The sequence below is a fragment of the Psychrobacillus sp. Z3-81 genome, from assembly GCF_056620325.1.
Genome location: NZ_JBWQPU010000018.1, coordinates 1 through 12,833 on the forward strand (window position 1 = coordinate 1; position 12,833 = coordinate 12,833).

General features: G+C 37.9%; 17 protein-coding genes. 2 read left to right on the forward strand and 15 right to left on the reverse strand.

The window, feature by feature from the left end; genetic code table 11:
- Positions 1 to 97 precede the first annotated feature (97 nt).
- A complete protein-coding gene (locus tag AC1ECF_RS15515) occupies positions 98 to 517 on the reverse strand; it encodes a VOC family protein (protein ID WP_480390340.1) in 420 nt (139 codons plus the stop codon).
- 115 nt (positions 518 to 632) lie between these two features.
- Here AC1ECF_RS15515 and AC1ECF_RS15520 point away from each other — a divergent pair, with 115 nt between their 5' ends.
- Positions 633 to 1,031: a VOC family protein gene (locus AC1ECF_RS15520; RefSeq protein WP_480390341.1), complete on the forward strand. Its 399-nt coding sequence runs from the start codon at positions 633 to 635 to the stop codon at positions 1,029 to 1,031.
- A gap of 79 nt (positions 1,032 to 1,110) precedes the next feature.
- Here AC1ECF_RS15520 and AC1ECF_RS15525 read toward each other — a convergent pair whose 3' ends face one another.
- The 5 genes from AC1ECF_RS15525 to AC1ECF_RS15545 all read right to left on the reverse strand — a co-directional run bounded on the left by AC1ECF_RS15525 (position 1,111) and on the right by AC1ECF_RS15545 (position 3,358).
- Complete coding sequence (locus AC1ECF_RS15525; RefSeq protein ID WP_480390342.1) at positions 1,111 to 1,476, reverse strand: hypothetical protein; 366 nt, start codon at positions 1,474 to 1,476, stop codon at positions 1,111 to 1,113.
- 50 nt (positions 1,477 to 1,526) lie between these two features.
- A complete protein-coding gene (locus AC1ECF_RS15530; protein ID WP_480390343.1) occupies positions 1,527 to 1,736 on the reverse strand; it encodes a hypothetical protein in 210 nt (69 codons plus the stop codon).
- Between the two features lie 72 nt (positions 1,737 to 1,808).
- Positions 1,809 to 2,285, reverse strand: a complete 477-nt coding sequence (locus tag AC1ECF_RS15535) for a glutathione peroxidase (RefSeq protein ID WP_480390344.1) — start codon at positions 2,283 to 2,285, stop codon at positions 1,809 to 1,811.
- A gap of 1 nt (position 2,286) precedes the next feature.
- Complete coding sequence (locus AC1ECF_RS15540) at positions 2,287 to 2,727, reverse strand: MarR family winged helix-turn-helix transcriptional regulator (RefSeq protein ID WP_480390345.1); 441 nt, start codon at positions 2,725 to 2,727, stop codon at positions 2,287 to 2,289.
- Between the two features lie 106 nt (positions 2,728 to 2,833).
- Complete coding sequence (locus AC1ECF_RS15545; RefSeq protein WP_480390346.1) at positions 2,834 to 3,358, reverse strand: tubby C-terminal domain-like protein; 525 nt, start codon at positions 3,356 to 3,358, stop codon at positions 2,834 to 2,836.
- Between the two features lie 199 nt (positions 3,359 to 3,557).
- Here AC1ECF_RS15545 and AC1ECF_RS15550 point away from each other — a divergent pair, with 199 nt between their 5' ends.
- A complete protein-coding gene (locus AC1ECF_RS15550; RefSeq protein WP_480390412.1) occupies positions 3,558 to 5,114 on the forward strand; it encodes an MFS transporter in 1,557 nt (518 codons plus the stop codon).
- Between the two features lie 21 nt (positions 5,115 to 5,135).
- Here the strand turns inward: AC1ECF_RS15550 and AC1ECF_RS15555 are convergent, their stop codons facing one another.
- The 9 genes from AC1ECF_RS15555 to AC1ECF_RS15595 form a co-directional block, all read right to left on the reverse strand.
- Entirely contained in the window at positions 5,136 to 6,008 is an 873-nt protein-coding gene (locus AC1ECF_RS15555; protein WP_480390347.1) for a DMT family transporter, read from the reverse strand.
- A 15-nt stretch (positions 6,009 to 6,023) separates the two neighbouring features.
- Positions 6,024 to 6,917 (reverse strand): DMT family transporter, encoded by an 894-nt coding sequence (locus AC1ECF_RS15560; protein ID WP_480390348.1) that lies wholly within the window; start codon positions 6,915 to 6,917, stop codon positions 6,024 to 6,026.
- A gap of 143 nt (positions 6,918 to 7,060) precedes the next feature.
- Positions 7,061 to 8,512: a hypothetical protein gene (locus AC1ECF_RS15565; protein WP_480390349.1), complete on the reverse strand. Its 1,452-nt coding sequence runs from the start codon at positions 8,510 to 8,512 to the stop codon at positions 7,061 to 7,063.
- 99 nt (positions 8,513 to 8,611) lie between these two features.
- The gene (locus AC1ECF_RS15570; RefSeq protein WP_480390350.1) at positions 8,612 to 8,836 is read right to left on the reverse strand and encodes a hypothetical protein; all 225 of its coding nucleotides are present in this window, start codon (positions 8,834 to 8,836) and stop codon (positions 8,612 to 8,614) included.
- A gap of 64 nt (positions 8,837 to 8,900) precedes the next feature.
- Complete coding sequence (locus tag AC1ECF_RS15575) at positions 8,901 to 9,332, reverse strand: DUF2512 family protein (protein WP_480390351.1); 432 nt, start codon at positions 9,330 to 9,332, stop codon at positions 8,901 to 8,903.
- A gap of 18 nt (positions 9,333 to 9,350) precedes the next feature.
- Positions 9,351 to 10,154: a cytochrome c oxidase assembly protein gene (locus tag AC1ECF_RS15580; protein ID WP_480390352.1), complete on the reverse strand. Its 804-nt coding sequence runs from the start codon at positions 10,152 to 10,154 to the stop codon at positions 9,351 to 9,353.
- Positions 10,151 to 10,624, reverse strand: coding sequence for a DUF2243 domain-containing protein (locus AC1ECF_RS15585; protein WP_480390353.1), 474 nt, complete (start codon positions 10,622 to 10,624; stop codon positions 10,151 to 10,153). Before AC1ECF_RS15585 ends, AC1ECF_RS15580 begins: the two co-directional genes overlap by 4 nt.
- 170 nt (positions 10,625 to 10,794) lie before the next feature.
- Complete coding sequence (locus AC1ECF_RS15590; RefSeq protein ID WP_480390354.1) at positions 10,795 to 11,619, reverse strand: P-loop NTPase family protein; 825 nt, start codon at positions 11,617 to 11,619, stop codon at positions 10,795 to 10,797.
- 387 nt (positions 11,620 to 12,006) lie between these two features.
- On the reverse strand, positions 12,007 to 12,780 hold the full coding sequence (locus AC1ECF_RS15595; RefSeq protein ID WP_480390355.1) for a hypothetical protein: 774 nt from the start codon (positions 12,778 to 12,780) through the stop codon (positions 12,007 to 12,009).
- Between the last annotated feature and the right edge of the window lie 53 nt (positions 12,781 to 12,833).

Here is a 12,833-nt window from a genome sequence, read left to right on the forward strand (position 1 = left end):
TCATTAGTTGAACCAATCGGGCTTTTAGGGACAGTTGATCTCCCACTTAGCTGTCTCATTTCTTTTGCCATCTTGAAAGTGGGAGTCTTACTGTCCCTTAATGCGGGATAAAATATTTTTCCTTGAAAATCGGACTTAGTTCACTCCATACATCAAACATGTTCCCATCTAGATCCTCAAAAACAAAATTCTTCCCAGCATGTCCCCTGCTTTCGATTTCTCCGACTCTCATGCCTTGTTGAAGATATGTTGACCTTAAACTTTTAAGCCGATCTTCTCCATCCACTTCAAAGGTAATTGTAAAATGCCTGTCTCCTTTCATATCTATAAAATTAGAGGACTCCCCTTGTTTTGCATGCACTAGAAAAAAACTTTGATTAGCCATGTTCAATATCGCTTTTTCACTGTCCTTATAATTGACAATTGCTCCCAAGTTCTCTTCGTACCAGTTGCAGGCTTTTTCGACATTACTGACAGGTATATACGTCGTTCCAACTCTCCATAATTTATTCTCCATTCTCTGCCCCTCCCAATGGATAAATTGTATCAATTTTAATTATATTTTAACAAGAAGGATTTTAACAGAATAAGGAAGAATTAATACCTATAAAAGAATATTAGGAGGGAAAACCTTGTCTCACTTTATATCACGTATAGCAACTATTGAGCTTCCTGTCAGTAATTTAGAGAAATCTATCGACTTTTACATGAGCGTTGTTGGTGTGCATTTAGAATTTAAAGGAGAAAAAGCGGCCATGCTTTCGTTTGGACAACGAGGAGTGCCTACTATTTACTTGGTTGAAACAAAAGAACCGACCTCTGTATCCTTCTTTAATACGTATTCAGGTGTGACACATAGTGTAATTGATTTTTACACCCCCACCCTAAAGGACTTTTACCATTGGCTAAAAAAAAATCAGGTCGAAGTGGGATCGTTCAACGTGAACGAAGAGGGATTGGGAGGCTTCGGTTTCAAGGATCCGGATGGTAATTTACTAAGTGTCTGTAATATTGAGCAGAAAGGCCAGTAATGGGCTCTCAAGCGCAGGAGCTAGACGATGAAAATACTTTGGTTATCAAAAAGAGCACGTTGGAAGATACCAACGTGCCCTAATGTATGGACGGTTTATCCATCTCAATATTTTTATAGATATAGTCTCTAATAGGTTCTACAGTAAATTCCATTTCATTTATTTGTAGGCTGTCTTTAATATATGCTAGCTTGTTCCGCTCCGTTGCATAGGACTGAATGTGCAAAATGCTGTCTATATGAAGACTTCCTTCGGTTGTGATTTCTTGTTCCTGCTCCTTCAGAAATCCATCCTGCACTAATTCTTTTTGTACTTCCTGCAACCGATCTTTTACTCCTTGGCGCAGTGCAGACGTGAGCTCTTCCTCATTTTTATCCTTTTTCTCTAAAAAGTTATAAACATAATATACTAGAAGGACTTGTTCCTTTTCTGTCAGTTTCTCCATATCTCTTCCCCATTCCTCTTTTTGTTCTTTATTCCTCCTATCCCTCTTCCTTAAACATAGGAGTTGTGTACGCCACTTGAACCAATCGTGTTTCCTAGTAGCCATATATGTCGATTAATAAACTCCGTAAGCATAGAGCCTATAAAGTGAAACTTTGATTGATGGGGATTTTCTTTCATCCCCCACCAATCATTAGTTGAACCAATCGGGCTTTTAGAGACAGTTGATCTCCCACTTAGCTGTCTCCTTTCTTTTGCCATCTTGAAGTGGGAGTCTTACTGTCCCTTAATGCGGGATAAAAAAAGACTTGGATTTCTCCAAGTCCTTCCACTCTATTCAGACAATACACGCTTTATATCTTCTTCCAGACTCTCTGGCTTTTCTGTAGGACCAAAGCGACGGACAATATTGCCGTTCTTATCAATTAAAAACTTCGTAAAGTTCCATTTGATACTATTAGACAAGACTCCCTTGGTATTACTAGTTAGATAGTCAAACAATGGATGCGCTTCTTTTCCGTTAATTTTAACGATCTCATGCATTGGGAATGTAACACCATAGCTCATCCGACATGCCTGCTCAGCTTCTTCTGCATTGCTAAGTTCTTGCTTAAACTGGTTAGAAGGAAAACCTAGCACGACCAACCCGTTTTCTTGATGCTTTTTAAAAAGATCTTCAAGTCCGTCAAACTGATCACTAAGCCCACATTTAGTGGCAGTATTCACAATCAGCATTGCCTTACCCTTATACTCACTCAAATCATATTCCGTGCCATCCGACTTTTTTACCTTAACCTCATAAATACTCATTCTATCCCCCCTCTACATTAGTCAAGAAAGCATTTAACTCTTTTAGTTGGGACAGCAGCAACACCGAATCCAGCCCTAGAAAGTTACAGCTTGTTATTTTTTGAAGAACAGATTCTGCGATTGGTTGTTCCGCTCTTTTTGCCTTTTCTGTTAAAGAAATTAGAAAAGCCCGTTTATCCTTTTCAGACTGCCTCTTGTTCACCCATCCTCTTTCCATTAACCGGTTAATAATCGGATTAAGTGTACCTATGCCAAGTTCGAGACGCTCTCCTAACTCTTTCACTAACAAATCATCTTTTTCCCATAAAGCTAATAACACTAAATATTGTGGAAAGGTCAGCTGATAGGGCTCTAATGTTTTTGCGTATAGCTTCGCAAAATTACTAGATGCCTTGTAAACCTCGAAGCATAGTTGGTGCTCTAATTTAACCGATTTACTCATACAAACTCTTCCCTCCGTAAATACATCGCACACGATGTATATGGATATAATACCATATAATTGAATATTGTAAATTAATCAGCCTTCACGAAAGTGCCATTGCTCCTTATGCTCCTATAAATAATACACACTGGCTAATCGCTAAAAAGAAAGCAGGATTTTTAATAGGCGAGTCTTCTTCTATCTCTAGGTGAACCATAAATTCCTCTGCTACATCTGCTTTCCACCTAGCAATTTCCTTATCTTTATAAATAAATCGAGACCAACTGCTCTCCATTTCTTTATCAATCACTATTTGAAAATCTTTTCCGGTAATCAGAAGGTCTGAAACTAGCTCCTTCCATTTATCATAAGAAATCATATAGTCTTCCATTGTTTGGATGTCTCTCGCTATATAGTAAACTCTCCCTTTACGAGATATTTTTTTACATACAAATAGTAGTTGGTCATTCAAATCATAGACGCGATAATCCAAAAAATATCTGTAATCCATTGTACGATCTATTATTTTTTTTAGTTTATTTGAATAGTAGCGTTGAAACCTAAACACTTCATTCCCCTCTTCGTCATAAACAGATGTGCGTGGGGTTAACTCTATTGATAATGGCTGTGTATAAAAAAAAGACTTCATCTTCTTGCTCCTTTGTTTGTACTTCTCTTATCATAGCGGAAAAAAGGAGGAAATTCCTCTCTAATAGACGTATATTTATTAATGCTATACTTGAGTGAACTTAATTACATTTTTATCCAAATGAAAGGAGGGGTAACGGGTGGCAAAAAAACGATCCTCCCAGTCATGGGCTATTGTTTTGTTTTCTATTGGCGTATTTATGGCTGCACTTGATAACGGCATTATTAGTGCGGCTCTTACAACGATCAACGATTCATTTGAAGTATCACCAAATTGGGGTGCTTGGGGAGTAACACTTTATACGCTCGGTCTGGCTATTAGTGTTCCAATCATCGGTAAGCTTTCTGACCGATACGGACGAAAGAAATTATTTATTATTGAGATTGCCATCTTTGGCCTTGGATCTTTACTTGTAGCATTGAGTCCAAATTTCACCTTTTACCTAATCGCAAGGTTTATACAAGCGCTTGGTGGGGGAGGTATTTTTATCATTGGCAGCTCCCATGTCCTTAGTACACTACCTCCAGAAAAACAAGGAAAGGCTCTTGGGATGATAGGCGGTATGAATGGAATCGCAGCTGTGTTAGGGCCGAACATCGGAAGTATCTTACTAGACTTAACTGGAAGCTGGCACTTTTTATTTCTCATAAACGTTCCCATCGCAATCACCTTAATCATTTTAGGATTTTTAAAGCTAGAAGAAACTGCAGATCCTACACCAGGGAAGCTAGACTTACTAGGAACCATTCTTTTATCCTTCGCTATTCTTGGTATTATGTATGGGTTAACCAACATTGAAGGTGTTCAATTCTTAGAGAGCCTACTACAACCTAATGTATACGGGTTTATAGTTGGCGGTATTGCAATATTTATTCTTTTATTAATATATGAGGGAAGAATTGAAAAACGTGGTGGAGACCCTATTCTTCCTATCCTCTTACTAAAACAGCCCACTTTTTTACTTACCTTGCTTATCGGTGCTTTCTCTGGGGCATTGCTAGCAGGTATGATTTTCGTACCTGCATTTTCTGAACAAGTACTAGGCATCGCACAAGAAAATGCAGGATATTGGATGACACCATTAGCACTAGCAGCTGGTGTCGGGGCTGCTGTTGGAGGCATACTCGTAGACAAAAAAGGTCCAATATTAGCCGTATTCATGTCTGGATTGATTTCTGCAATTGGCTTTCTTTTATTCCCAACCTGGATTGAAGTAAAATGGCAATTTGTTGTTTCTTCCAGTATTGCTGGTTTAGGAATGGGAATTATCTTAGGTGCCCCATTAAATATTTTAGCAACTGAAAAGCTATTGACTGATAAGGGGACTGCACTGGCAACCCTCTCGCTGACTAGACAAATCGGAATGACAATTGCCCCTACTATTTATGCAGGATTTATCGCACGTGGATTTAACGAGCTACCTACCCTTTTTAAAAACGATTTTACTGGTATTTTACAAAACAACATACAAAATTCCGGCATTAGCCAAGAAGGTTTGAAAGAATTAGAGAATATTACTACTAGTATTTCTGCGGAAGGAAATGATTTTTCTCAGGAAGCTATGTCAGAGGTAATAGGTCAAATTCAAGATCCCGGGTTGAAGCAAGCTATTTTAGACAGTCTCCAACAAGTTACAGTTACTGCTGCTCAGAATGGATATGGCGGACTATTCTACTCCGCAGTAGGAATTGCTTTGCTTGTCTTAATCGCAACATTCATTCTCATACCTATTCGAAGAAAAAGCCTTCAAAACTAGATGAAAAAAGCCTTGAGATGGTTATGTCTCAAGGCTTTTCTTTGGCAAGTATAAGGTATACACGATTCCGCTGAAGATGAATAGTATACCCGCTACCTGTAACAAGGTAGGATGAAAGTCTAACAAAAAAACATCTAGCAATATGGCTACCACCGGATCTACAAACACCAAGGCGGAAATAACCGCAGTTGATAGCTTTCTGATGCTGTCAAAGAACAGATAATAGACAAAACCTGTATGTATAAGTCCTGTACCTAACATATACAGCCAATTAGACGTTGTTAGTCCTTGGAAAACGTCAAACTGCATAAAAGGCAAGAGAATAATTATTCCAACTATCGTCTGTATAAAAGTAGTAGCATAAGCACTCAGTGTATTAATTCCTTTTCCAAGCAGCATAGTCATGGCATAACAAAACGCAGAAAGTAATGCCCATAAAAATCCCGAATTCAAAAAGTCCGTCATTGATTCTAAGCTTTTTAACCCGACGATCAAGACACTACCTACAAAACAGACGAGAACAGCAAGGAGTGAAGAAGTAGTCATTCGCTCCTTCAAAAAGAACGTTCCTAAAATCAGCACGAAAATTGGAGCGAGGTTATAGATAGTAATGGCTACAGTAATAGATGTCACTTCAAATGCTTTGAAAAGAAATACCCAGTTAAGAACAAGAAATATACCACAGAGCATCGTTTGCGAAATTTCCTGTTTCTCCCAAACCTCTACCTTGTATTGTCTAGTTAACAGCCAGAGTATACCAAGAAAAAGTGTCGCACAAATACATCGAACAAATACCAGCTCTGCAGCAGGGATTCCTGTCTTCGTTGTAAAAAGACCAATAGACCCAAAGATAGCCATTGATAAAATCAGCTTTCCCATTGCTCCTATATCCATGGTGAATCCCCCTTACTATCCACTAACTCTTCTCTGTCCTCTGATTTGCTGCATGAGGAATAAGAACACACCTACTAAAACTATTAGTCCTCCCGCCATTTGAGAAGCTACTATCCTCTCTCCAAGAATAATAGCCGCTAAAATGGTCGCTCCCACAGGCTCTCCAAGAATGCTCATAGAGATTGTGGTGGCATTCACATAATTTAAGAGCCAATTGTTTATTAAATGAGAAATAGTTGGTACCACCGCAAGCAATACAAATATTCCCCATTCCTTTGAGTCATAGCCAACCAAAGGTACAGAGGTAACAATATTATAAAAAACTAGAGCAATGGATGCGAAGCCAAAAACACAAAAGCTATAAATCCAATGGGACACCTTCTTTACCGCACTCTGACCTATCAATAAATAGCCGACCACAGCGATAACACTTAAAAAGGATAGGATATCGCCTAAGATGGCATTTTTACTTAGACCAAAGTCTCCCCACCCTACCATCATCGCCCCTAAGACTGCTATGCCCATTGTCAATAAGGCTTGTCTAGTGGTACGTTCTTTAAATAACAGCACCCCGCCTATTAAAGCAACAATAGGCTGTAAGGCTAAAATAATCGTAGAGCTTGCAACAGTGGTAAGCTTTAGTGATCCGAACCAAAGGGCAAAATGCAGAGCTAAAAACATACCCGAAAAAAATAATAGCCCCCACTCACGCTTACTAATCTTTTTAAACTCAGCTCTCTTGAGCCAAACTACCGGAACAAGCAATAAGCTAGCAAGAATCATTCGATACATACTTAAAATAGTAGCTGGCGCATTAGACCATTTTACAAAAATAGCGGCAAAGGAAATGGCAACGATGGATATTACTAATGGAATGATGATAGACTTAGAGGTATTTTCTTGATTCACGTGCTGTTGCTCCGTTCTTATTTATTTCTATTTCGGAATTATAACTCTTTATCTAAATAAAGAACAGTCAAATAATTATAATTATTATATTCAAAATAAAAAAGCAGACAAGAATACCTATTTGCCTACTCTTTTAACCATATTTACATTTCATTCGTTCTCTTCCACTTTCTATACTTATCACGCACACCATTCCATCCATACATAACGAGGATTGTTATAGCAATCCCTATTCCGCTTAGAGCTGTTAAAAGTGCTACCCATTCAAAGAATGAATATCCCGGAACCTTTGACCAATCCGTAAAATCCTTCCAATCCTCAATTACTAGATTCATTCCATAAATACCCGAAACGACCGTATAAATGGTGAGCATAAATAACAAGGCATTTTGTCTTGCATCTATTTGGTTAGCCTGACCTCGATATAAGTCATTAAGTGTATTAGAGACTTCATTAAACAATGCTTCTAATTGAAAGCTGTTTCTTAAGAAATTCGTTATTTCTTTTCCTTCTGATCTAGAAGAGATTAATCCAAAGAAATATCTCGAATAAAACTTCGATATACGCTCCATGAGTTCTTTTACATATTCCTTATCCTTCACCCATGTAATTTCGCTATATTCAAAGGACAAGCGTAGTAGCATAACCTTGTAATAATAATGAAGTAACAGATTGTAATAATCGGTGCTCATAAAAGCGGCAATTTCCTTATCAAGCAGCTCTCTGGGTTTTATTGAAACAGTCATCTGGGTGTTTTCAGAAAATATCAGATATGTAAGAGGCGCCCAGCGATCATAAGTATTCTTCTGCACATATTGATCAATATATTCTTTGTTATTACTCGAAATTAAGGGTTTCCCTTCTATATCCTTACCATCCAATCTAGAAATTCTATACAACTGTTCATTTGTTATTTCTTCTTGCTCATCAGCTATAAGAAACGCAGAAGAAAGCATTCTTTCGTCCTCAAAGAAAGGAAGACCGCCATAGTAACCAGCCAACTTATTGGAGCTTACGATAAAGGGCTTAACGGAAGGACATAGGTGCTCCATAATTAACGCATTGGTCGTTTTTATCTCTTTTCCTTCTGAAAAAATTCGCACACCTTTTTCTTCTGTAAGTTTTGGCTCCATCACTCTAAAATGAGAAATAAAATTCAGGACCTCAGACAACTTATATTCCACGTCATCCACTAACTCCACTCTTAAGGTAACGACCCCTATACCAAATGGACAGAGAGTAATATCTAAGCTATTAAGATGGAAATCCATCGTATCTCCCCTTAATTGCCAACTATACTGATCGCTAAACTGTTTTGAATAGCGTAAAAACCCTCTATTCGCAGTGGTCGTAGGAAATAGCTTATCTTCTATATAAGGCAAAAAATATTGGTCTAGCTCCTCGTGTATAATCTTTACATTCTTACCATAATACTTGTCCTGTAGCTCTTCTCTCTCTAATTTAAAATACGTGAATCCATTATCAGTCAAGGTTTCCATTAATCTTTTTCGTCTTTTTTCTTGAAAAGCAAAAGGAAACATGAAGGTTGCATAAGCCTTTTTAATACTCAGTTCATTACTCATATCACTTTTCATCAGCCTCACCCCTTTCCTCTCCTTTACCCGTCTTGCAGGCTAAATTAAACAAGAGCAATCTTACCTTATAGTAAGATTGCCCTTGTATACTAATTGTTATTATCTTTTGTTGTTATTACGGTTGTTGTTGTCATTGTTATTGTTGCGGTTATTGTTATTACGGTTGTTATTATCCAATTCGTTTAGGTTTTCGAAGTTGAAATCGTCACCAAACTCTAGGTTATTGTTGTTATTGTTATTGTTGTTGTTATTGTTGTTATTGTTGTTACGATTGCGCTCGTTGCGGTTGAAATCATTTTCGTTACGGTTGTTTTTGTTATCCATCAGTATACCCTCCCTTCTTGATTAACCAATATTAGAATGGCTAAAAGGGGAGGGATTATACATCTTATTTATTCATTTTTTGTTTATACTCAGCATATTCGTTATATAACGCAACTCGCTCATAATACCCTTTCTTATCCCTCGGATCAGTTGTCTGGGGCTCAAAAACTCTGTTTTCTATATATTGATGTAAAAACATTTCTCCTACAATCAATATGATGGAAATAACAAAGGCTGCTGTGCCAACTGGTATTTCATCATATAGTAACGTTCCCACACCGTAGACAATCAGGACCCCTAAAATAAAATCGCCCAACGTAGCAAGCGCATTCCCGATTCTTGGCAAAAGAAAGATATCTCCAATATACCCGAGGACCGTCACCGCTATCGTAGTAATAAGTACATTAAGTAAACCGACATCATAGTACCAACCTAATACAATCAACATAAGAGCAAAAGTCATGATAAATTTCATCAAAAAAGTTTTTACATACATAACCCTCACTGCCTTTCTTTAAGTAGTTTCGGCTTGTAAATAGTTTGTTTTTGGTTTTGTAGCCTTATACCAATGAAAAAACAAAAGAGTGATTAAGCATACTTCTATCGCATCTCCACCATAATACATCAGCATCGCTCCTGCTTCCGCCTCTTCTTTAGATACTCCAAATGGTGGATTAGCATAAATGTATTTGGAAAGTATTTTATGACCTGCAAGAGCCATAACAAAAATAATTGTGCGATATAGATATCCTTTTCGATGAGACGTAGGATCAATATAAATAAGGGAAATCGTAAACAAATACCCGGCTAGGAAGACGTGTATATGAACGACAAAATATATCCACGGATGCTGGTGCATTAATTCATATAAGCTGGTGGTATACAATAACCAAAGCGCCCCAATATTAAGTACGGCTGCAACGAATGGATGCTGATAAAAGCCAAAAAACTTACGATGCAATAACTTGGTAACCTTACGTGCAGACTGTACAGGCAGATTTCTGAGAAAGAGCGTCATTGGCGCTCCCAAGGCCATCAAGAAAGGAGCAAGCATTCCTAAAAGTAAATGACCAAGCATATGAAATCGGAAATCAGTGTGCCCCTTATCTGCCAATGGTCCAATTACACTGAGAAGCGCAAGTAAAGTACCGATCCCCCAAAAGACAGTGCGATAATACGGCCATTTTTTCTTATGGCGGTTCGATAAAACAACTGCAAGCAAGTAAAGGTAAAGGAATAAAACAAATGGGACTGCAAGTAAATATTGTGCAACCTCAAAGGATTGACCAAGTACCCCTTGATGCAAGTGCTGATTCATAAATCTTTCCTCGTCTGAAAAATAAGCACTACTCCCACTAGAATCAATAGAACTGCAATCACGTTCCAAACAATATCATAAGGAAGTATATCTACACCATATCGTATCTGGTGTAAGCCCATAAGCTTATGCTGAATAGTCCCATCATATAGTTGAAAAATTCCTGAGCCTAAAAATATTCCTGCTAACCAACGTTTTACCCAAAATCCATGCTTTCGATGTAAGTCAGCTAGTAAAAAAGCGGAGCCAATAGTGGCAAAAAAGCTAAAAGCATGAAAAATCCCATCTGAGACTAATCCTATATCCTTTGTGGACTTGTCATAAAAATGATGCCAGTGCAATAGTTGGTGAAAGACCACCTCGTCTATAAATGCGACTATTCCGAGCCCAAACAATACTCCTGTCCACAAATTTTGCTTGGCATATCTTCGCTGACTTTCCCTATCAAGGACTCTCTTAACAGTAGTCATAGCAACCTCCTACCCATCAACTAAATTATTATCTAGTTTTCCCCGATAAGAATCACTTAAACGTTAAAGGAGGAAATAAAAAATATTCCTGGGTTTCCCGACAAACAAACGGGAGAGTGAACAACAAAAAACCATGAACACTAAGTTCATGGCATTAAATATTTCAAGCTTTAAGCTAAGCTTCCTATAAACGTCAGCTCTTTGATTTCCATATCATCTGCTTTGCCATCTAAAATGGCTTCCACGTCATCCAAGGTCTCAGATAAAGTAACCTTTTTCCCAGGTTGCTTGGTAAACTCTTCTGCAACAGCAAAAGGTTGAGTAAAATAAGCCTCTAAACGAGAACCCCTTTTATAGGTTTCCATTTCAACTGTCGGGATTTTCTCCATACCATGTACTGTTACCATCGCACGTAGCTCACGATATCGTCTTAATAGCTTCAAAGCACGCTGTCTCAAGGCAAAATGGCGCTGGTCCAAATCGACCCCTTCAAGTAGAGAAGATGTTGAGTAAAGTGGATGAAGCGCCGGATAGTAATGGCGAGCAGCAAGCTCTGCATCCAGCTGCCACACTGTTTCTAGAGGACCATAAGGGATATCCTCGTCCACTACCTCTCCTGATAAATCTAAAAGAATAGTCGTAATCGGCGGAAGGTTTTCTTTATACAGCTTTTCCTGTATGTCAAACAACTCTCCAGAAACAACATAGCTACGATCAGTAATAAAAATAATATCACTTGTTAACCCCTTGAACTTCTCAAGTGTTTCTTCTATAGAGGAACTTGTTATGTCTGCAAGCTCAACTGTCCCATCTAACTCCTTACTTTCTCCCTTTGGCAATAAAAACACTGTCTTGTAATTACTATCTTTCAGATTGTGTAAAAGCTCAGCTAAAATAACTAGCTGCCCCATTCCCGGACGTGCGATCAAGCCAGTCGTCCCTTCCTTTACTAATGGAGCAAAGAAGTCTAGAGCTTTAATCCCCGTTTGAATCATATGAACCTTCTCCCCTCTTATCACTAATTCATCCAACGAACAATTTGCCAAAGATGCCAAACCCACAAGAGTGCGTACCTCAGCTTTCCCCAAATCAATTTTCCCTGTACATAAATTGGATACTGTAGCCGGTCGAATGCCAATCGATTTTGCCGCCGTAGTCAGATTCGGTACCTTTCTACGAAGTAATGCTACATTTAAACGAATATCTTCTATTTTCTCCCACTCCTTCCTGTTACTTTAAATAGTAATATTAATTACGCTCAAATGCAAGTGATTTTATTTTAAAAAGTAAAAAAATTACTTCATAAAGTAAAAAGAAGCCTTCCTAGACGGAAAGCTTCTTTTATATACACTTTATTTATTCCGAGTAATTTTAGAGACAATTTAGATTCCTTCTACTATTTCTCGAATGTCATCCATTGCTGCAGCCTCTAATTCCTTCGCCTTGTCTTCAATCAGATCGGTTTGCTCTTGTACAGAGAAGTTAATCATATTCGTCGTCCAAATACGTAAATCAGCAATATGTTTATCTACTATCTTCTTAAGCTCTACTAAAGTAGTCTCTTCAACCGTATCCAAATTATTTCCTAATTCTGTCTTTGCATTAGCGATTGCAGTTTCTAAATCAGCTGCCGCTTGCTCTGCTTTTGCTCCAATTTCTGTTTCTAAATCCTCTAGCGCTTTTCTTCCTTTTTCACCAGTAAAATTATCTGTATCCGTTTGAGCTGCTGCAGCTACTTGGTTAGACAAGTCGCGCAGTCTTTTCTTTTCTGAATCCAGTAGTTTACTAAATTCATTGGAAGCATAAGTATTTAGCTCAGCTTTCTTTTTCGCAATTGCATCTTTATGCTCCTTCACACTTTTATCAATTTTGTTATTTACATCAGTTGTAGATGTTTTACCAAGGTTGGTAATTTTCTCTCCACCCGCAACTTTTTTCTCGTTATATTCAGCTAGCAATTCCGGTTTTTTCTCATCAATATATCCATTTACACTAGTAATTGTACTTTCTTTTGACAAACCAACTTGGATCTTAAACCAATTTTCTAATCTCGTTCCTGCATCCGAAGCCCCGAACGCTACTCCTGTTCCTGTAAATAATGCGATTGCCGTTGCTCCAATTAATACTTTCCCTTTAACTGTTTTTACGATTTTCATTGTTCATTCTCCTCTGATGTTTTTTGATTTTTATTTTATATTTTTACAAATAT

Excerpts from the sequence above, each read along its gene's own strand:
- AC1ECF_RS15570 (WP_480390350.1), bottom strand. The coding sequence starts at position 8,836 with ATGGATAACAAAAACAACCGTAACGAAAATGATTTCAACCGCAACGAG.
- AC1ECF_RS15585 (WP_480390353.1), bottom strand. The coding sequence starts at position 10,624 with ATGACTACTGTTAAGAGAGTCCTTGATAGGGAAAGTCAGCGAAGATAT.
- AC1ECF_RS15525 (WP_480390342.1), bottom strand. The coding sequence starts at position 1,476 with ATGGAGAAACTGACAGAAAAGGAACAAGTCCTTCTAGTATATTATGTT.
- AC1ECF_RS15545 (WP_480390346.1), bottom strand. The coding sequence starts at position 3,358 with ATGAAGTCTTTTTTTTATACACAGCCATTATCAATAGAGTTAACCCCA.
- AC1ECF_RS15535 (WP_480390344.1), bottom strand. The coding sequence starts at position 2,285 with ATGAGTATTTATGAGGTTAAGGTAAAAAAGTCGGATGGCACGGAATAT.
- AC1ECF_RS15575 (WP_480390351.1), bottom strand. The coding sequence starts at position 9,332 with ATGTATGTAAAAACTTTTTTGATGAAATTTATCATGACTTTTGCTCTT.
- AC1ECF_RS15515 (WP_480390340.1), bottom strand. The coding sequence starts at position 517 with ATGGAGAATAAATTATGGAGAGTTGGAACGACGTATATACCTGTCAGT.
- AC1ECF_RS15595 (WP_480390355.1), bottom strand. The coding sequence starts at position 12,780 with ATGAAAATCGTAAAAACAGTTAAAGGGAAAGTATTAATTGGAGCAACG.
- AC1ECF_RS15580 (WP_480390352.1), bottom strand. The coding sequence starts at position 10,154 with ATGAATCAGCACTTGCATCAAGGGGTACTTGGTCAATCCTTTGAGGTT.
- AC1ECF_RS15530 (WP_480390343.1), bottom strand. The coding sequence starts at position 1,736 with ATGGCAAAAGAAAGGAGACAGCTAAGTGGGAGATCAACTGTCTCTAAA.
- AC1ECF_RS15590 (WP_480390354.1), bottom strand. The coding sequence starts at position 11,619 with ATGATTCAAACGGGGATTAAAGCTCTAGACTTCTTTGCTCCATTAGTA.
- AC1ECF_RS15565 (WP_480390349.1), bottom strand. The coding sequence starts at position 8,512 with ATGAAAAGTGATATGAGTAATGAACTGAGTATTAAAAAGGCTTATGCA.
- AC1ECF_RS15555 (WP_480390347.1), bottom strand. The coding sequence starts at position 6,008 with ATGGATATAGGAGCAATGGGAAAGCTGATTTTATCAATGGCTATCTTT.
- AC1ECF_RS15540 (WP_480390345.1), bottom strand. The coding sequence starts at position 2,727 with ATGAGTAAATCGGTTAAATTAGAGCACCAACTATGCTTCGAGGTTTAC.
- AC1ECF_RS15550 (WP_480390412.1), top strand. The coding sequence starts at position 3,558 with ATGGCTGCACTTGATAACGGCATTATTAGTGCGGCTCTTACAACGATC.